Annotated in this window: 20 protein-coding genes; 10 read left to right on the top strand and 10 right to left on the bottom strand. The window is 44.4% G+C overall.

Features of this window, described 5'->3' with window-relative positions; all coding sequences use genetic code 11:
• Positions 1–9: 9 nt before the first annotated feature.
• Positions 10–198, bottom strand: coding sequence for a hypothetical protein (locus tag ACTS60_RS13130; RefSeq protein ID WP_010449872.1), 189 nt, complete (start codon positions 196–198; stop codon positions 10–12).
• Positions 199–459: 261 nt separating this feature from the next.
• Positions 460–1,797, bottom strand: coding sequence for an amino-acid N-acetyltransferase (argA, locus tag ACTS60_RS13125; RefSeq protein ID WP_440888598.1), 1,338 nt, complete (start codon positions 1,795–1,797; stop codon positions 460–462).
• Between the two features lie 163 nt (positions 1,798–1,960).
• On the opposite strand from argA, the gene ACTS60_RS13120 reads away from it, so the two are divergent.
• From ACTS60_RS13120 to csdE, 4 genes are all read left to right on the top strand, one after another.
• Positions 1,961–2,407 (top strand): DUF2850 domain-containing protein, encoded by a 447-nt coding sequence (locus ACTS60_RS13120; RefSeq protein WP_440888597.1) that lies wholly within the window; start codon positions 1,961–1,963, stop codon positions 2,405–2,407.
• 262 nt (positions 2,408–2,669) lie between these two features.
• Complete coding sequence (gene mltA / locus ACTS60_RS13115) at positions 2,670–3,773, top strand: murein transglycosylase A (protein ID WP_440888596.1); 1,104 nt, start codon at positions 2,670–2,672, stop codon at positions 3,771–3,773.
• Between the two features lie 102 nt (positions 3,774–3,875).
• Positions 3,876–4,685: a tRNA cyclic N6-threonylcarbamoyladenosine(37) synthase TcdA gene (gene tcdA, locus ACTS60_RS13110; protein WP_440888595.1), complete on the top strand. Its 810-nt coding sequence runs from the start codon at positions 3,876–3,878 to the stop codon at positions 4,683–4,685.
• Positions 4,686–4,705: 20 nt separating this feature from the next.
• Positions 4,706–5,134 (top strand): cysteine desulfurase sulfur acceptor subunit CsdE, encoded by a 429-nt coding sequence (csdE, locus tag ACTS60_RS13105; protein WP_038864626.1) that lies wholly within the window; start codon positions 4,706–4,708, stop codon positions 5,132–5,134.
• A gap of 379 nt (positions 5,135–5,513) precedes the next feature.
• Here the strand turns inward: csdE and csdA are convergent, their stop codons facing one another.
• The 4 genes from csdA to ACTS60_RS13085 form a co-directional block, all read right to left on the bottom strand.
• On the bottom strand, positions 5,514–6,725 hold the full coding sequence (gene csdA / locus ACTS60_RS13100; protein WP_440888594.1) for a cysteine desulfurase CsdA: 1,212 nt from the start codon (positions 6,723–6,725) through the stop codon (positions 5,514–5,516).
• Positions 6,725–7,324 (bottom strand): DJ-1 family glyoxalase III, encoded by a 600-nt coding sequence (locus ACTS60_RS13095; RefSeq protein WP_440888593.1) that lies wholly within the window; start codon positions 7,322–7,324, stop codon positions 6,725–6,727. The genes csdA and ACTS60_RS13095 overlap by 1 nt, the downstream gene beginning before the upstream one ends.
• The gene (panE, locus tag ACTS60_RS13090; RefSeq protein WP_440888592.1) at positions 7,321–8,211 is read right to left on the bottom strand and encodes a 2-dehydropantoate 2-reductase; all 891 of its coding nucleotides are present in this window, start codon (positions 8,209–8,211) and stop codon (positions 7,321–7,323) included. The genes ACTS60_RS13095 and panE overlap by 4 nt, the downstream gene beginning before the upstream one ends.
• A 107-nt stretch (positions 8,212–8,318) precedes the next feature.
• Positions 8,319–9,119: a nucleoside-specific channel-forming Tsx family protein gene (locus ACTS60_RS13085; protein WP_440888591.1), complete on the bottom strand. Its 801-nt coding sequence runs from the start codon at positions 9,117–9,119 to the stop codon at positions 8,319–8,321.
• Positions 9,120–9,442: 323 nt separating this feature from the next.
• On the opposite strand from ACTS60_RS13085, the gene ACTS60_RS13080 reads away from it, so the two are divergent.
• The 4 genes from ACTS60_RS13080 to ACTS60_RS13065 are packed head-to-tail and all read left to right on the top strand — an operon-like array spanning position 9,443 to position 12,658.
• Positions 9,443–10,039 (top strand): LON peptidase substrate-binding domain-containing protein, encoded by a 597-nt coding sequence (locus tag ACTS60_RS13080; RefSeq protein ID WP_440888590.1) that lies wholly within the window; start codon positions 9,443–9,445, stop codon positions 10,037–10,039.
• Positions 10,036–11,373 (top strand): DUF4397 domain-containing protein, encoded by a 1,338-nt coding sequence (locus tag ACTS60_RS13075; RefSeq protein WP_440888589.1) that lies wholly within the window; start codon positions 10,036–10,038, stop codon positions 11,371–11,373. The genes ACTS60_RS13080 and ACTS60_RS13075 overlap by 4 nt, the downstream gene beginning before the upstream one ends.
• 44 nt (positions 11,374–11,417) lie before the next feature.
• Entirely contained in the window at positions 11,418–12,002 is a 585-nt protein-coding gene (locus ACTS60_RS13070) for an RNA polymerase sigma factor (protein WP_440888588.1), read from the top strand.
• A complete protein-coding gene (locus ACTS60_RS13065) occupies positions 11,999–12,658 on the top strand; it encodes a ChrR family anti-sigma-E factor (protein ID WP_440888587.1) in 660 nt (219 codons plus the stop codon). Before ACTS60_RS13070 ends, ACTS60_RS13065 begins: the two co-directional genes overlap by 4 nt.
• Positions 12,659–12,725: 67 nt before the next feature.
• Here the strand turns inward: ACTS60_RS13065 and ACTS60_RS13060 are convergent, their stop codons facing one another.
• The 4 genes from ACTS60_RS13060 to ACTS60_RS13045 all read right to left on the bottom strand — a co-directional run bounded on the left by ACTS60_RS13060 (position 12,726) and on the right by ACTS60_RS13045 (position 16,450).
• Positions 12,726–14,078, bottom strand: a complete 1,353-nt coding sequence (locus ACTS60_RS13060) for an AmpG family muropeptide MFS transporter (RefSeq protein ID WP_440888586.1) — start codon at positions 14,076–14,078, stop codon at positions 12,726–12,728.
• A 71-nt stretch (positions 14,079–14,149) separates the two neighbouring features.
• Positions 14,150–14,695, bottom strand: coding sequence for a peptidylprolyl isomerase (locus ACTS60_RS13055; protein ID WP_440888585.1), 546 nt, complete (start codon positions 14,693–14,695; stop codon positions 14,150–14,152).
• Positions 14,695–15,264 (bottom strand): YajG family lipoprotein, encoded by a 570-nt coding sequence (locus ACTS60_RS13050; RefSeq protein WP_010449842.1) that lies wholly within the window; start codon positions 15,262–15,264, stop codon positions 14,695–14,697. The genes ACTS60_RS13055 and ACTS60_RS13050 overlap by 1 nt, the downstream gene beginning before the upstream one ends.
• 28 nt (positions 15,265–15,292) lie before the next feature.
• On the bottom strand, positions 15,293–16,450 hold the full coding sequence (locus tag ACTS60_RS13045; protein ID WP_440888584.1) for a methyltransferase: 1,158 nt from the start codon (positions 16,448–16,450) through the stop codon (positions 15,293–15,295).
• Positions 16,451–16,667: 217 nt separating this feature from the next.
• On the opposite strand from ACTS60_RS13045, the gene ACTS60_RS13040 reads away from it, so the two are divergent.
• Positions 16,668–16,976, top strand: a complete 309-nt coding sequence (locus tag ACTS60_RS13040; RefSeq protein ID WP_010449838.1) for a BolA/IbaG family iron-sulfur metabolism protein — start codon at positions 16,668–16,670, stop codon at positions 16,974–16,976.
• A 460-nt stretch (positions 16,977–17,436) separates the two neighbouring features.
• A complete protein-coding gene (locus tag ACTS60_RS13035) occupies positions 17,437–18,777 on the top strand; it encodes a Na(+)-translocating NADH-quinone reductase subunit A (protein ID WP_440888583.1) in 1,341 nt (446 codons plus the stop codon).
• Position 18,778 lies beyond the last annotated feature (1 nt).

The following is an 18,778-nucleotide window of genomic DNA, read 5'->3' as shown; positions in this document are numbered from 1 at the left end:
CTTCTTCTATCAACTGGCTTTACTAAAAGCGTTGGTAAATGACACGCTCTTAATGTTGTATTGTTTTTGGTAGCTTAAGATGAACTCTCGGATAGCATCATTAACAGGGAACACACAATGCACATCTAGGCCTTCTAAAAAGTGATTATCAGCCATATCCCAAAAGCTTTGCAGCGAATTACAAATAATAGTTCTCATATAACAGTGCTCTTCTCGGCTTTAATAAAAGTCAGATAAACAGCTGTCCTTGATATACGGATACCCAGCAGGAGTGGTATTAATGCTGGGTACTTTAGGGTGGAGAGAGTTCTCGCACCTAGATCCTTTGCGGTTAAAGTTTAACCGCATTGGCGCAAAGTATAGCCAACCAGATGAATAAATCAACGATAAATAGTCATTCAATTTTAATGTAATGGTTTGCACATTAATTGAACGGCTTGTGTTAGTTGATCATGTGGTTCAAAGATCTAACGCTAGGATTTTTGACTTACGCTGAAAGTTATACAGATCCTGTTTTACGACAGGTAGGTAATCAACATTCACCTCGTAAAAGCCTTGCTCTCTGAACCAGTGCAAGCTGTGGGTAGTCAGTACAAAAATCTGGTCAATGCAGTCTGATTTTGAACGATGCTTCATATAGTTGAGCAGTAGTAGTCCTCGGTTTCCATCTCGATAGTCAGGGTGAATTGCAACGCAGGCCATCTCTGCTTTGCGTTCTTCGATATATGGATACAAAGCCGCACAGCCTATTATCAAACCGTCTTTTTCTATGATGGTGAACTTACTAATTTCTTGCTCAAGTTGCTCACGTGAGCGTCGTACTAAGACTCCTTGCTCTTCTAGTGGACGAATCAAATCTAGGATACCGCCAATGTCATCGATGTCGGCTTCTCGTACTTGCTCTGCACTTGCCATTACGACTTGAGTACCTATACCGTCGAAAGAGAAAAGCTCTTGAATTAACGCGCCATCCACTTTGTAGCTGATAAGGTGGCTACGCGGTACTCCTGCGCGACATGCGGCAATGGAACCTTTAAGAAAACGTAGAGTTCCAGAGTTGTAATCAGTGTCAGGTGAGGTGTTTTCAGTCAGTTTCTTGATGACGTGTTCTGCTTCGATCGGGAATAACTCCGCGACCGCATTACCATTGTCATCAATCACACCTTGTTCCGAACAAAAGCCAATCAGCTTATCTGCACCTAGTTTTATCGCAAGCTGAGTGGCAACTTCTTCAGAGAGCAGATTAAAACATTCACCTGTTACAGAGCTGGCAATAGGGCCGAGTAGAACGATTGAGCCTTGATCGAGTGTGCGGTGAATAGCATTGCTATCGATGCGACGAATACGACCGCTATGGCAGTAGTCAACGCCATCATCTACGCCAAGTGGTTGAGCAATAACAAAGTTACCGCTGACAACATTCAGTTGGGTGCCTGCCATCGGGGTGTTGTTGAGGCTCATCGATAAGCGTGCAGTTATAGCGAGCTGAAGTTGACCTGCTGCTTGCATAACTACCGATAGGGCTGCTTCGTCAGTGATACGAATGTTTTTGTGATACGGAGTAGTAAGGTCTTGCTTCTTTAGTAATTGGTTTATTTGTGGGCGTGCACCATAAACTACAACTACTTTTATTCCAAGACTATGCATTAGGGCAATGTCGTTGATAATGTTGCCAAAGTTTTTGTCTGCCACTGCCTCGCCACCCAGCATTAATACCATGGTTTTACCACGGTGTGCATTTACGTAGGGGGTCGATTGACGAAATCCTTTTACTAGAGCAGTACTGCGAATTTTCACTACATCCATTCCGCTTGGTTATTTATGCTCTAATATTGTCTTTTTATTCATTGGTTGGCAAGGTGTTTTTTGGAACAAAGAGCAAACATCAATTTGTTCACTCTTTATTCTCTTTAGCATAAGAGAGTAGAATGTGTGTGTGGTTTCAAAGTAAGAAAGTGTGATGTCTTCTTTAGCGAAAAAAAATGCTGCCATTAATGAACAGCCAACTCAGAAAAAAACCAATACTCGAAAATGGACTGAACGCACACTGATGCTCATTGCTTTAGTTGGTTCTGTGCTTGTTATGGGGGTTTATGGTGACTTAATTGGCCGCTTATTTTATGAACCGGTACCAAAATCATTGATATATGGAAAGTGGATTGAGCAAGAGGTAGCACCTTACGCTCGTGAAGAGTTTATTGTCAGTGAAAGGGGTATCATCGTTCAGGGCTCTACCGTTGCCACTGACTTTGAGTTTGACGGTAAAACCTTCTCGTATAAAGTTGGCTCTAAAATAAGAGAGTTTGAGTTTATTGGCCAAAGCCACACGGAGATGAAATTAGACTCCAATGCGCACTATTTGCCTGTTTTCCGTTTAGAGGGCAAAAGCGACTTGTCTCTGCGCTAGAACTTCGCACCACTTTTTTCATCGCATGGAAGCGAGGGTTTAATTCCGTCGGTATTATTTCCCTACGTTTACCGAGTCAGAAATATCAAACATTGCTTGGACATTTCTTCTATTTTCCTCTGCTATAAATATATTTGGTTGATGACCTGTACGAGGAGCTCGTACATTCGCTCATAGTTGATACACTTTGTCGCAGCTTTTCAATTGCTTCAACGGTATTTGTTTGTCATCCTCTTGCTATCTTTAACAGTGGAAACCCTTCGTGTATAAAAAACTTCTACCTCTTATCTCATTAGGTCTTTTATTTGGCTGTGCTCAACCAACGGAGCGAGCTCAACAATATCTTGATGGTGATTTTACCAACATACTTAATAAAGTAGATGTGGTTGAATCTAATAAGCCGCAAGACTTTACTGAGTTCAACAAGCAAGCAGAGCAAGTTGTAACCAAGTCGCCTTCAATGGCAAAAATGTACCAACCACTTTACGAGAAGTTGAGTGAATGGGCATTACAGAGCGGTGATACAACAGCGCTCAGTGCTTACGGCATTCAAACTGCGCAGCTTGGCGGCGGTGACAAAAAGGGTAATGTACTATTCACGGGGTATTTTTCACCAGTGATGGAATTACGTCATGAGCCTAATGAAAAGTATAGATATCCAGTTTACGGTAAGCCGACTTGTAGCTCAGATTGTCCGACTCGCGCCGAGATCTATAACGGAGCACTAGAGGGGCAAGGGCTTGAGCTTGGTTACGCGCCAAACATGATCGACCCATTTATGATGGAAGTACAGGGTAGTGGTTTTGTGCATTTTGAAGACGACGACACGTTGGAGTACTTCGCTTACGCCGGAAAGAACAACAAAGCGTACGTAAGCATTGGCCGTATTCTAATTGAGCGTGGTGAAGTACCACGTGAAAAGATGTCGTTAAAAGCGATCAAAGAATGGGTAATGGCAAATGATGAAGCAACGGTGCGTGAGTTGTTAGAACAAAACCCTTCTTATGTCTTCTTTGCGCCACAAGCAGATGCGCCAGTAACAGGCTCTGCGGGTATTCCTTTGTTACCAATGGCATCGGTAGCGGGCGATCGTTCGATTTTACCGATGGGTACGCCAATTTTGGCGGAAGTTCCATTGCTTAATAAAGACGGTACATGGAGTGGAGCACACCAACTTCGTCTTCTTATTGTGTTAGACACTGGCGGTGCGGTGAAGCAAAACCATCTAGACCTATACCATGGTATGGGACCGCGCGCGGGTACCGCTGCGGGTCACTACAAGCACTTTGGTCGAGTGTGGAAGTTAGGATTGGAAAACACATCAACGCAAGCGCCTTGGGCTTTACCGCCAGAGAAGTTACAATAAGCGCTTAGCGAGAGGAATCACTCCTCATCATCTAGACATTTCCTCAAAGAGTGCGTATAAATCGCACTCTTTGTTTTTCTATCGATCATCTGGAACTTCAATATGCGTGAACTCGATACTCCGGCATCTGACAGCTATAACCAACGTTTTGGTGGCACTCGTCGTCTCTACGGTAACAGCGAAGTAGAAATTCTTCGTGCTGCACACGTGTGCGTGATTGGTATCGGTGGCGTAGGTTCTTGGGCGGTAGAAGCGCTGGCTCGTACTGGTATTGGTGAGCTAACGCTTATCGATATGGATGACGTGTGTGTGACTAACATTAACCGTCAAATCCATGCGATGACTGGTACTGTTGGTCAGAGCAAAATAGAAGTGATGGCAGAGCGCGTTAAGCTGATTAACCCAGAGTGTAAGGTGAATCTGATTGACGATTTCATCACGCCAGGTAACCAGCACGAGTTCTTGAGAAAAGAGTTCGATTACGTGTTGGATGCGATTGATAGCGTAAAAGCAAAAGCGTCTCTGTTGGCTTACTGTCGCAGCAACAAGATCAAAGTGATCACGACAGGTGGTGCTGGTGGTCAAATCGATCCAACCCAAATCATGGTGGCGGATCTGACCAAAACTATCCAAGATCCACTAGCGAAGAAGATCAAAGACACATTGCGTCGTCATCATAACTTCCCGAAAAATCCAGCGCGTAAGTTTGGCATCGATTGTGTGTTTTCCACTGAGCAGTTGAAGTACCCACAAGCGGATGGCTCGGTATGTGGTGTGAAATCGACAGCGGAAGGTCCAAAACGTATGGACTGTGCGAGTGGTTTTGGCGCGGCGACTGTTGTAACGGCGACTTTCGGTTTTGTTGCGGTATCACGTATCGTTGAAAAGCTGATTCAAAAGCACAAGAAGTAATTCAAAGAAGAGAGCGCACCATGACTGATTTTCCTGTTTCGCCGTTTGGTACAGACATCACCAGTGAAGACATTGCAGCAACGATGCAGCAATTCAAAGGTTGGGAAGACCGTTACCGTCAGGTGATTCAATGGGGTAAAAAGTTACCTCAAATGCCTGAAGAGCTTAAATCAGAGCAAGTTACGGTATCTGGCTGTGAAAGCCTAGTGTGGCTGGTGAGCAAGGAGCAAGAAGGCGTATGGCACTTCTGCGCTGATTCTGACGCGCGTATCGTTCGTGGTCTGATTGCCTTGGTGATGGCGGCTTACGACGGTAAAACGGCAGAGCAAATCCAAGCGTTTGATATTGATGCTTACTTTGAAAAACTTGGTTTAATCGCTCACCTTAGCCCATCACGTGGCAATGGTTTAAAAGCGATTGTTGAGCAGATCAAAACACAAGCTCAGTAAGAAAAGGGACTAGTTATAGATCCTAGGTTGATAGGGTCTAGGAGCCTAGGAAAGCACCTTGGGAGCTTTGTGCGTTTCGTTGACTATTGAGAGATGTATGGAATACGGAGCGCTTTGCTTCTCGATAACAGAAAAAATACTTTCGCAATAACGTCATTCCAGCAAGCCTTAGCGAGACTAGGAATCTAGTACCTACACGCAATTTAGCCTCGATTCATCACCTTTGCGTCCTCAAATTCGATCCGCAGATTCTGAATCACGTTCGTTCCTCACTGTTCAGAATGACAGCTGTGTTTTCCAACTAAAAAGACTACGTAATCCAAGATATTAGGCCCTAGGAATCTAGGACCTATCTTTAAACCTAAGACCTGCCTGTTTCCTAAAGCATATCGACTGCTTTCTCGACTGCTGCAATCAGCCTCTCAACATCTTCTAAGGTATTGTAGATACCAAAAGAAACGCGCACCGTGCCTTTAACGTTGAGCGCATCCATCAGAGGGTGAGCACAGTGATGCCCAGCACGAACGGCTATACCTTGTTGATCAAGCAGGGTGGCAATGTCTTGATGGTGAACACCATCCATCACAAAGGTAAGCACTGAAGCATTCGGTTGGTAACCGAGGATTTGAATATCGTCCAACTGACTTAATGCTTGGTAAGCTTTGGCTTGTAGTGAATGCAGATGTGCCTCTACTGCGACTTGGTCAAAGCCTTGGTACCAATCGATGGCTTTTGCTAGCGCAATCGCGCCTGCGACGTTTGGCGTACCCGCTTCAAACTTACCTGGCAAGGCTGAGAAGGTGGTTTTCTCAAACGATACTCTTTCAACCATCTTACCGCCGCCGTGCCATGGTGGCATCGCATCTAAAAGTTCGAGCTTGCCATACAGCACCCCAATCCCAGCTGGCGCATACAGTTTGTGACCAGAGAAGACATAAAAATCGACATCGAGATTTGCCAAGTTCAACGGTTCATGAACAATACCTTGTGCACCATCGACGACCACAACAGCACCTACCGAGTGCGCCATAGTGATGATTTTTTCGATAGGTTGACGAGAGCCCGTTACATTAGTGATTTGCGCGCACGCTACGATTTTACAGCGCTCCGACAGCAATGCTTCAAATGCACCGATATCGAACTGGCAATCGGAGGTCATCGGAATCTTAATGATTTTCGCGCCAGTTTGTTCGGCGACGATTTGCCAAGGTACGATGTTGGCGTGATGTTCCATTTCACTGATCAGGATTTCATCACCAGCTTGAAGAGTACTACGGGCATAAGTTTGCGCGATTAGGTTCAGTGCTTCGGTTGCACCGCGAGTCCAAATGATTTCTTTCGAACTGTTTGCACCAATGAACTTTGCAACGGTTTCACGAGCCGCCTCAAATTGACTGGTCGCATTGGCTGTTAGGCTGTGGCTGCCTCGGTGTACGTTAGCATTTTGTGCACTGTAGTAACGGCTAATCACATCAATCACGCACTGCGGTTTTTGCGTTGTTGCTGCGCTATCAAGGTAAACCAAAGGTGATTGATTGACGTCTTGATTCAGGGCTGGGAACTGTTCGCGTACAGCGTTTACGTCAAACATTATTCGTCACCGAATTCGTGATAATGCAGTGTTGGGATCGTGACTAACGGCTCTGCAACCATCCATCCATGCTCTTTACCGGAAAGTTTGATAATGATTTCCATAGCGAACTCAAGTGCGGTTCCTGGTCCCTGACTTGTCAGTAGATTGTGATTCACGTCCATGGTGACACGTTTTGCTCGCCATTTGTCTTCCGGAATATGAGATTGGAAGCTTGGGTGACATGTCATCAAAGCTTCAGGGTAAAGGTTGTGGTGTTGCAAAACCAAAGCAGGAGCAGCACAAATTGCCGCAACCAGTTTACCTTCGTACATATGCTGTTTCAGGATCTCAATCATGATGGTGCTATCACGGAAGGTTTCTGCACCACCTACGCCGCCAGATAGAACAATCGCATCAAACTCGTCATCGGCAACATCAACCAGCTTGCAATCCGCGGTAAGTGTCACACCACGAGACGCTTTCATAGTAAGTGCACCATCGAAATCTGCGCTTGCGACCGTTACGTCATAGCCTGCTCGAACCATTAAATCGATAACGGTTACCGCTTCCATTTCTTCTGTGCCCGGCGCGATAGGTACTAAGATCTTTTTATTCATTGTTCTGTCCAGCTTTGTTCAATCTGTTTGATGCGTTGATAGAGTTTGGCGTTCTCTGGCGTGCTAATGTGATGCTTTTCGGCGGCTTGCAGTAGATAACCAGTAATAAAGTCTATCTCGGTACGACGTTGGTGAAAAACATCTTGCCTCATAGAAGAGTAGTTGGCCGCTGTAGCGTTAACCACTTGCATAATAGTGGCGTGAAGAGAGTCAAAATCTACCTCGATCTCTTCTTTATTCATGACTTCCACTAACTCATGAGTGATGTTCGCCAACTCGGTGGCAAACTCAGGAGCGGCAAGCTCACCATTCTTGCCTTGATGGATGGCAGTCAGGGGGTTGATTGCGCAATTGATCGCAAGTTTTGTCCACAATGCAGCGTTGATATTTGGGTTCCAATTTACCTCGGGCAAAGCGTGGCTCATCACATCAGCAAGAAAGCCACATTGAGCACCTTTAGCGTTAAAACCACCCAGTTGTGTGTGCCCATGACCAGTGTGAAGAACCTGCTCTTTACTTGGCTTGTAAGCACCGTGCGTTGTTGTAGCAACTATTAATGGGTTATCAGCCAGTTTTGCTTCAAGTAGCGGTGCAGTACCCATACCGTTGTGCATTAACATCACGATGGTGTCTTCGCTGATGTAGGGAAGAAGAGGTTCAATGGCTCCCTCTACTTGCCATGCTTTTACCGTCACAACGATCAGATCTGCATTTTGAACAGAAGGAATGTGTTGATTGGCAAAATTGATAGCAGGGCGGTCATCAAGTTGCAGCAACTGTTGGCTGTTTGAGTTTCTTCCCCATAGGGAAACATTGTGCCCAGCAAGTTGAAATTTGGTCGCCCAGAGTGAGCCAACAGCTCCCGGACCAAGGATAAGAATATTCACCAAACGCTCTCAGTAAAAAGGTTTGCTGCAAGGATAATGAGGGAGAAAAGGAAAGCAAATAAAAATGGCGCCAAGAGGCGCCATTTTTGGGGAACTTATCGGTTCTATTAGAACTTGTAAGTTACAGCTAGGTAGTGACCGAAGCCAGTAGATTTGAAGCCGTCAGTATCTTTGATACCGTAAACGTCTTTGTAACCTTTCAGGCCGTAACCCACTGCGAAGCGGTCAGAGTGCCAGTAGATACCGTTAAACATTGCGCCACCGCTGCTAGCAGTAGAGTACTCATCTTTCATACCGAATTGGTAATCGATGTAACCTTGGTAAGAGATGAATGAACCGTTCTCGAAGAAGTAGAATGGTTTAAACCAGTTAGTCGAGATTTGGAAACCGTTCCAATCTTTGTTGTTACCTTGGTAAGTACCGTATAGGTTTAGGCCGATTTTGCCCAACCATGGAACCATTACGTCAGAACCTAGACCAACTTTTTGGTTGTTTACTGAGAATGGGTTTGTTTTGTAATCAGTACCGTCCCACTCAAATAGTGTTGCAACGTAAAGCTCTTGAACTGGACCGAAAGATAGGTCTTTACCAGTTAGGCCGTCTAGAGACATACGTGGAGCGAACTTCATGAAGATTTTAGGTGCGCCAGCTTTGTCGCTGCTTTTGTTTGTCGCTAGGTTGAATACGTCAACGTAACCGTAAAGATCGAAGATACCAGAGCGGCCGCCGAATTCCATTTCTAGGTAGTCGTGAGAAGACTCACCTGGAAGTTCGTCAAATGCACCCATTAGGTTGAATTGCATCCACTTGTAATCGTTTTTGTGGATATCGCCGTCAGAGTAATCTGCAGCCATTACTGGAGCTGAAGTAGCCGCTAGAAGGCCAAGAGCTAGAAGTGATTTACGCATAAGGGGACTCTCTATGTTTGTAATGATTCAGAACACGCAATCTTTGCTGCGCTTTCCAATTGGCAGGGATAATAGCGATAAAAATCGCAAATGAAAGTGATAAAGGATGCAAAAATGAAGGTTTTTGGTGATGTTTGTCACGAAACTAATTTTAATAACGGAACTTTTATCTTGTTGCACTTTTTTGCATAAATTGTGTGATTTAGATCGTTTGCGTGGGCAATTTTATGACATTTTAAGCCAGTCGTTTAACCAACATAAATCGTTAGTGATCTGACTGATACGTCTCTCGTATGAGTTACTGAATCAAAGAGGACGATTTAATGAATGAAGTGATGTTATTCCCACTAACCTCAGTGGTTTTGCCCGAAGGGAAAATGAATCTGCGTATTTTTGAACCACGTTACAAGCGAATGGTGAAAGAGTGCAGCTTACAGAACATTGGGTTTGGGGTTTGCTTGGTCGGTAACGATAGTCACCAGAGAGCAGCGGGTAACGTGTCGTCCATCGGTACTTTGGTGACCATTGTTGATTTCGAAACACTCAGTGATGGGCTTCTTGGCATTACGGTTGTGGGGGAGAGACGCTTCCGCGTGAAGCGTGTGCGCTCTGATTTTGATGGTCTTCGTCATGCTGACGTCGAATGGATGGAAAACTGGCAACAGCCTCATTCTTACCCTGACTTTATTCATTTGAGTACGCAACTCGCCCACGTGTATGAACAATTTCCTCAACTTGGCAATTTATACCAGCATCGTTTCTATGACGACCCTTCCTGGGTTACGCAGCGTTGGTTGGAGCTATTGCCACTCAATCGTTCATTGTTTGAAAAGTTAGTTGGTGCGGATGATTGCATCGATGCTCTGACGTTTCTTACCCATGCCATTGAAGCTCCAAACGAAAGAGAGACTAGGATATGAAAGGACTAACTAAAGCTGCAGTGACCTTGGTTACTGCTTTTGGCTTGGCTGCTTGTGGCTCAGACAGTGACACGATTGAGTATTCAAACCTTCAAGCTGTTCATGCTTCTGCAGATGCCCCTTTAGCGAATGTATGGATAAATGGTAACGCAGCACTAACTGATGTCGATTATGGCGTGGGGTCAGGCTACGTAAAACTGCGTGAGGGTTCAAACTCGGTTCAAGTTGACGTACAGCTTCCGGGTGGTTACGTTGCAACCGTAGTTGAAAAAACTTCGTTAGATTTAGACTCTGACCTTAAGTACACAGCGTTTGTTGTCGGTGATGCTGCGACGGGGTCTGCTAATCCAGTGGAGACATTGATCGTGACAAGAAGCGCGATGTCGATGGCTGACGAAAATAGTTTGGACGTTCAAGTTGTGCATGCGGCGGCTGGTGTAGGTGACGTCGATTTATACGTCACAGCTCCAGGGGCCGACCTCGCTTCCTCTTCACCCATTTCTACTCTCGGGTACAAAGACTCTACAGACGTCCTCAATATTGCGGCGGGTGACTACCAAGTTCGTCTTGTTGCGAGTGGTATCGTCACTTTTGACTCAGGTACAATCCCGCTCCCTGCAAATGCAGATTTAACGATTGCGGCAATCAAAACCGGTGGCACGATTTCGGACTCACCAGTCAAGCTGCTAGTGCTCGATGGTATGGGGTCGTCTATTATTTTAAATACAGGCAGTAAGTCTGAGTTGAGAGTCGGTCACCTTGTCGATGGAGCGCCAGATGTTGATGTGGCTCTAGATGGTAATGTCGTGCTTAGCAATGTGATGTTTAAAGATATTTCTAATTATCTTCCGGTTGATGCGGGTACATACAATGCAACTGTCGACGCAGGGCTAGCGGATCCTATTATCGATGCTGATGTAACTTTGGATAACGGCATGTCTTACAGTGTTTATGCCGTAGGTACGGTAGCACCACTAGCGATAGAGCCGCTTGTGGTATCAGATAACAGAAGATCCATTGCGACAAGCGCGGTATTGAATGTCACTCACGCAGCAGCAAATCCAGCCGCCGCGAGAGTAGATGTTTATTTAACATCGTCGCAAGATATTTCTCAAAGTGATCCAGCATTAGCCGACTTTGCGTATAAAAATAGTGCTCAAAATGTTTATGTCACTGCTGGAGATTACTTTGTAACCGTAACAGCGCCAGGAGACAAAACTCCGGTCATCGGTCCTGCACCGTTACCTACACTAGAAAATGGTAAGGTATATCAGGCGATTGCGATTGATGAAAGTGGTGGTTTTGGTCTGCTTGTTGGTGACATCACCAAGTAACAAAGGAAGGGAGGAGGAAACTCCTCCCGTTAAAAAGGCTGATTATGATGAGTGATAGTCCGCAGAAGCTTGGGCGAAGCGAGTGGAACGATTATATGGACAAAGTAAAAGAGAGAGACAAAGTCGCTTTTGCTTTCGTATTCCGTTTCTATGCCCCAAAGCTTAAGCAGTTCGCCTACAAACATGTTGGAAACGAGCAGGTCGCAATGGAAATGGTTCAAGAGACCATGGCGACCGTTTGGCAGAAAGCACACTTGTACGACGGATCAAAAAGTGCTCTTTCCACTTGGATTTACACAATATTGCGTAACCTTTGCTTTGATTTGCTGAGAAAGCAGAAAGGGAAGGAGTTACATATTCATTCTGATGACATTTGGCCTTCAGAATATTACCCACCGGATTTAGTCGACCATTACTCACCAGAGCAAGACATGCTAAAAGAGCAAGTTGTGAAGTTCTTGGAGATTTTACCCAAGAACCAGCGAGATGTGCTAAGAGCGGTGTATTTGGAAGAGTTACCACATCAGCAAGTTGCAGAAATGTTTGAGATCCCTTTAGGCACAGTCAAATCTCGGCTGAGGCTTGCAGTTGAGAAGTTGAGGCATTCAATGCACACGGAGCAATTATGAACAAACATCCAGATAAAAACTTGTTAGAGGCATATGCTTCGGGAAGTATTGATGCAGTTTCTGGCTTAGTTGTCGCTACGCATTTAGAGACTTGTTCCGATTGTCGTGCCTATGTAAACCAAGTAGAGGCTGCTCAAGCCGTACTTGTTAGTGATATTCCTACAGAGTATGGAGAAGAGTTTGACACCATGCTTGACGATATACTGTCTGCAGAAGTCGTGTCCGACGATATCATTGTGCTAGAGCAAGCTAAAATTCAAGTCGCGGGGAAGGACTTTACATTACCCAAAACTCTGAGCCGGTTTTCTGACTTGGTGTGTGATTGGAAGAGTTATGGCGGCAAGGTATATAGCGCTCAATTAGATCTTGGAGAAGATGCCCGCGTCAATCTTATGTACATTGGCGAAGACGTACGGATCCCTCAGCATACTCACAAAGGGTTGGAATCGACCTTAGTGTTACACGGTGGCTTTAGTGATGAGGAAGGTCATTACGAGGTTGGTGATATGCTAGTCAAAGATGCCACTGTTAAGCACAGTCCATTCACTAAGCCAGGTGAAGACTGTTTATGTTTAACAGTCCTGACGGAGCCGATGATTTTTACACAAGGTGTTGCTCGAATTTTCAATATGTTTGGCAAGGGCATGTATCCTTAAATATTGGCTCAACAGGCCCCTATCAAAAAGCCACCGATGTCCGGTGGCTTTTTTCATCACTTGTTCTTTAATCTCTTTGTTTAGCTTTTTCTAGTAACTCTGTGAAGTAGTGTCGCAGTGAATAAAGCATGATTAAACTTGGAATGACCATCAAAGCGGTAAGGACAAAGAAAGCAGTCCAATCATTTAGGTAATCAACGAGCTCGCCACTGAAAGATGCAAGAGTAGTTCGGCCAAAGTTACCAAGTGAAGCTAATAGAGCATATTGAGTAGCGGAAAAAGCTTGCCCGGTAAGGACCGTTAAGAACGACACAAAAGCAACGGTAGAGAATGCCGTTGTAAAGTTGTCTACAAAGATCGTTGCCAAGAATAAATGCTCGCTCGGGCCAACTTTCGCAATCCAAGCAAACATGAGGTTGCTTGCCGCCATCGCAATGCCGCCAATCATCAAGCCTCTTACTATGCCGAACTTCACGTTGAACATACTACCAACAAACGTGAATACCATAGTTGCGCCCCATCCAATGAGCTTAGAGTAGTAGCCAATTTGTTCATTACTAAAGCCTATCTCTTTATAGAAGGCAATCGACATACGGCCTAAGAACGCTTCACCAATTTTGAATAGAAAGACGAACAGTAGCAACGTGATAGCGACCCGAACTCCGTTACGGTTAAAGAAGTCTAAAAAGGGTTCAACGACGGTTACAGTAAACCAAGCAACTAACTTAGAACCTACAACTTCTTTATGGCGTTGTTCTGCTTCGCGTTGAAGCTGCTCTCGCTGCGTATTTGGTTCTCCAACTAGTAGAGTAAAAATCATCAGTAGAACAACAATCATTGCCATGCCGTAGTAGACGCCGTTCCATCCCACTGTATCTGCATTAATAAATGCAAGGTAGCCTGGTAACGAATAACCGGTCCACCAACCGATTACAGCCATTGCTGAAGCTTGCGGGAGTTTTGATTCTTCAGTTTTTGGGAAGGTATCAATACGAAAAGCGTCAATAGCGATGTCTTGGGTTGCGGATGCTGTTGCTATACATAGAGCAAGCATAGAGGTGAAAATCAAATTCTCTGCGGGGTTCACATCAGCAATAAATAAGGTCGCAACTAGCACGATACTTTGGCAAAGAAAAATCCAACTTCGGCGCTGCCCTAGTAAACGATGCAAAACAGGTAATTTGACACGATCAACTAATGGCGCCCATAAAAAGTTGATTGCGTAAACTGCAAAAACGCTACCGAAATAACCGATTGCCGATAACGTTAAGCCAGCATCTTTGAGCCAGCCTGACATGTTTGAACCAATAAGCACCCATGGAAAGCCGCTTGAGCAGCCAAGCATGAAAACCCAAAGTAGGCGTTTATCGAGGTAACTTTTTACCGTTTCCAACCAAGTGATGGAAGGTAATGAAGACATAAATCAATCCGTTAAAATAGAGCCGCTAAAAGAGAAAGCCCTTCGAATATTCAAAGGGCTTATGATTTTGGCTATTTGAGTAGTGTTGCTTTGGTGATGACGATTTGTGTCTCTGGGACATCGCGCATCCGACCAATAGATTTGGTTGGTTGTTTCGCCATGCTTTCAATGACATCGAAGCCTTCAGTAACAACACCAAACACAGCATAACCTGGTGGGCGAGAGCCGTAGTTCAAGAAATCGTTATCTACTAGGTTAACGAAGAACTGCCGAGTAGCTGAATCGGGAGCATTGGTACGAGCCATTGCGATGGTTGCACGGTCATTATTTAAACCGTTGTTCCCTTCGTTTTTGATCGGTGCGTATGTCTGTACCATTTGCATATCTTGGTCAAAGCCACCACCTTGTGCCATAAAGCCAGGGATCACGCGGTGGAAAATCGTGCCTTCGTAACTGCCATCTTCTACGTATTTCAGGAAGTTTGCGACGGTGATTGGTGCTTTTTCTTCGTTTAGCTCCACCGTAAAGTTTCCTAACGTGGTTTCAAACGCAACTTTTGGGCCCGCAAAAACGCTGCAGCTTAATAGTGCAAGAGAAAGAATCGCTTTACGTAGCATTAGAATCGCTCCTGCATGTACTGACGAAGTTCAGAATCATTCGCTGCTTCTTTTAAGGTTAAACTAATAACATCATTAAGCGTTTCTTCAATGTCTGAATCAGAGGCACTTAACGTACCCGAACGTTTAGCAGTACCTGTGTAGGTCTTAACCAATTTACCTTCAGGTGTTTCTGCAGTGATCTCGATAACGACCTTCGCATCCATCTCATTTTCCATGACCGAATGTTTCACATTGATAAGCGCTTCTTGGATCTCTAGCTCGATAGAGTTATTGCTATTGAGGTCGGTGCGGAAACCTTGAGAAGCAAATTGCTGAGCAAATGCGTCTTCAAGAGTGATTCTAAGGTTTTGCTTTGCGTGTAGAGGTAAAATATTTGAACGGCCGTTATCAACCAATGCCACATATTGTGCAGCGCGGACGTCTTTACTGGTTAAGCTGTAGGTTTTTCCTTGTACAATTGAATTCGTGCTCAAAGTAGTTTGAGGCATAAGGTTCAATTGTGGCTGCTGTGGGGCAGAACAGGCAGCAAGCAGGGCAACTGAAGCTGCTAATACCAGTTTTTTCATCTTATTATTCCTTTTTAAAGTCATAGCTTTATTGCATAACGCTTAATTTAGCAGGATCTTTTGTCGCCTGTAAAATTACGAATTTACTGTTAGAAGCGACAAGTTTCACATTTTTATCGCCAAACAAGCGTTTCAGCTTAACGTCGTAACCAAGATGGCGATTACCTATGACTTGTAATTTACCACCTTGGTTCAAAATTTGTTTCGCATCACAGAACATTTGCCAAGCAATATGGTCGGTAATAGCTTGTTGCTGATGAAATGGTGGGTTGCACATGATTAAGTCTGCACTATTGTGCTCAAAGCCATCTAAACAGTTATTGACGATGCATTGGGCGGGATGCTCGGCACCTAGGTTATCAATAAGGTTCTGTTTGGCAGACTCGATAGCCATAAAGCTCTCGTCAACGAGCGTTAACTGAGCGCCTGGGTTGAGTTGTCCTGCTTTTACTGACAACACACCATTACCGCATCCAAGGTCGATGATGCTTTTGATTTTAGGATCTTGCGGAATATGCTGAAGCATAAAGCGGGCACCCAGATCTAAGCTTTCGCCTGAATAAACATTTGGCAGATTTTTTAGTTGTATGTTCTCACCTTCGACACCCCAAACCGTAAAAGGGTCAACGGTGATAACGGGTTGTGCATTGGCAGCAGAAAAAACCAAGCGATGCTTCTTCCAAGCTAAAGACGTTTTTGTTTCGCCTAAGTGCTTTTCGAATAACTTGAGCGTTGATGTATGAATATCTTTCGCTTTATTTACTGCGATAATAGGGCACGATACGGGCAGTGTTTTACGTAGTTGGCTCAACAGCCAAACTAGATGACGATTGCTTTTGGGTAACTGAAGCAAAACGATATCGGTTTGGTTGGAAATTTCACTGATGGTTGAGTCAAAAGTCACGCTATTGCAGTGATTATTCTCTAAGTTCAGTTGAGCTCCTCTTTGAGAGACAAATGAGTCGCTTATCGATGTGACGTTATGCTTCTCTGAAAACCAGCATGCCAATGCTCCAAAACTATCATTGATGATAAGTATGTTCTGATTGGTAGGCAGATCCAGTTCTTCCACGTGGTTAATTAGGTACTCATCTCCCGCATCCCAAGCTTGAAGTGTTTCATTAGTGCGCTTTGGGAAGCGATGAAGTGTAAGACTTCTATCGTGAAGGTTCAGTTCGGTTTTCATAAGTGAGTTAAGGGTAGTTGTAACATACAGCTGGTATTGTCGCAGATGATAGCGGGACAAGATACTAAAAAGCTGTCAATTCTCTGTTTCTCGTGTTTTAGCGCTGCACGTGACACAAGCAAAGAAGTGTGAAGGCTCTTTGAAATTTAAACCAGTTGTACGTTGTTTGAATGAGTTGCGTATATACTTGCATAATTCGTATTTGCGAGGACGTAATATGATCCAAGAAATCATAGAAAAGAAGCTACATAGTGAGCTGCAGCCTAGTTACCTAAAAGTGATTAACGAAAGCTACATGCATAATGTTCCACCAGGCTCAGAAAGCCACTTTAAAGTGATTGTCGTATGTAATGCTTTTGACGGTCAGCGTTTAATTGGTCGTCACCGACAAGTTAACCAAATCTTGGCTGATGAACTTGATAATCACATTCATGCTTTGGCGATTCATACTTACACTGAAGCTGAGTGGCATGAGCAACAAAATGGTGCGCCAGATAGCCCAATGTGCATGGGCGGAGGGCGCTAAAGTATTGATAAAAGAAGATGACGAGAGTCATCTTTTTTTATTTTACATTTTTACGGGGACACAATGTGGTACAAAAGCTGGTTAAAAAATGTGTTAACAGTGTTTCAACAAATAAATAGAAATTTCTGTTTGTTTCAAACCATGAATATATCACTAAATAGGTATTCGTAGAGGACGATGCAATTGTGCGATGGTTCAAACTTATGACTATTCTTTAGCCTTTTAGATCTGATTCGGTCGAAATAAAACCACTATTGCTGTCATTGGTCATGGCATCAAGTTCCCAAAAAATGCTAGACTACTGCACCTGATAAATCTCGCTCAAAAAATGTGATGAGATTTTTAATAGGATGTTGCGATTTTGATGTTTCAAACAGCATCAAAACCGGACACTGATGTCGTGTCTAAAAGTTACGCAATCAAAAGAATCTTTTTCCCGATAAAAGTAGTGCAAGTGCGTATGATTACAATAAAGAAGGGCTTGGATCTTCCTATCGCAGGAGCTCCATCCCAGGTGATTAATGATGGTAAGACCATCAAAAAAGTCGCCTTGCTTGGCGAAGAGTACGTTGGCATGCGTCCTACCATGCATGTCCGCGTTGGCGATGAAGTGAAAAAAGCGCAAGTTCTTTTTGAAGACAAGAAGAACCCTGGCGTTAAGTTCACTGCTCCAGCAGCCGGTAAAGTGATCGAAGTTAACCGTGGCGCTAAGCGTGTACTTCAATCTGTAGTGATTGAAGTGGCAGGCGAAGAGCAGGTTACATTTGATAAGTTCGAAGCAGCTCAACTAGCAGGTCTAGATCGCGAAGTGATCAAGACTCAATTGGTTGAATCTGGCCTTTGGACCGCTTTACGTACTCGTCCGTTTAGCAAGGTTCCAGCAATCGAGTCTGCTACTAAGGCTATTTTCGTAACTGCAATGGATACTAATCCACTAGCAGCACAGCCTGAGTTGATCATCAATGAACAACAAGAAGCATTCGTTGCAGGTCTAGACATTCTTTCAGCCCTGACAGAAGGCAAGGTTTACGTATGTAAATCTGGTACTAGTTTACCACGCTCTTCTCAGTCTAATGTAGAAGAACACGTCTTCGATGGCCCTCACCCAGCAGGTCTTGCTGGCACCCACATGCATTTCCTATACCCAGTAAATGCACAAAACGTGGCTTGGAGCATCAACTACCAAGACGTTATCGCGTTCGGTAAGTTATTCCTTACTGGTGAGCTATACACAGGTCGTGTTGTATCTCTTGCTGGTCCTGTAGTGAATAACCCACGTCTTCTTCGTACTGTTGTAGGCGCTTCTCTTGAAGACCTAACTGACAGCGAATTGATGCCAGGTGAAGTTCGTGTGATTTCAGGCTCAGTACTTTCAGGTACACAAGCGTCTGGTCCACATGCCTACCTTGGTCGTTACCATCAGCAGGTTTCTGTCCTGCGTGAAGGTCGTGAAAAAGAACTGTTTGGCTGGGCTGTACCTGGCAAAAACAAATTCTCAATCACGAAATCTTTCCTTGGTCACATCTTTAAGGGTCAGTTGTTCAATATGACAACGACAACTAACGGTAGTGATCGTGCAATGGTTCCAATTGGCAACTACGAGCGTGTAATGCCACTTGATATGGAGCCTACATTGCTACTTCGTGATCTATGTGCCGGTGATACTGATAGTGCTCAAGCACTAGGTGCACTTGAACTGGATGAAGAAGATTTGGCATTGTGCACCTTTGTATGTCCTGGTAAGTACGAGTACGGTCTGCTACTTCGTGAATGCCTAGATACCATTGTGAAGGAAGGGTAAT

It is taken from the genome of Vibrio sp. WZ-1 (assembly GCF_052037695.1).
In the GTDB taxonomy this organism is placed as follows: domain Bacteria; phylum Pseudomonadota; class Gammaproteobacteria; order Enterobacterales; family Vibrionaceae; genus Vibrio.
Note: the sequence above shows the minus strand (reverse complement) of the source record. Positions and strands in the feature narration are given on the sequence as shown.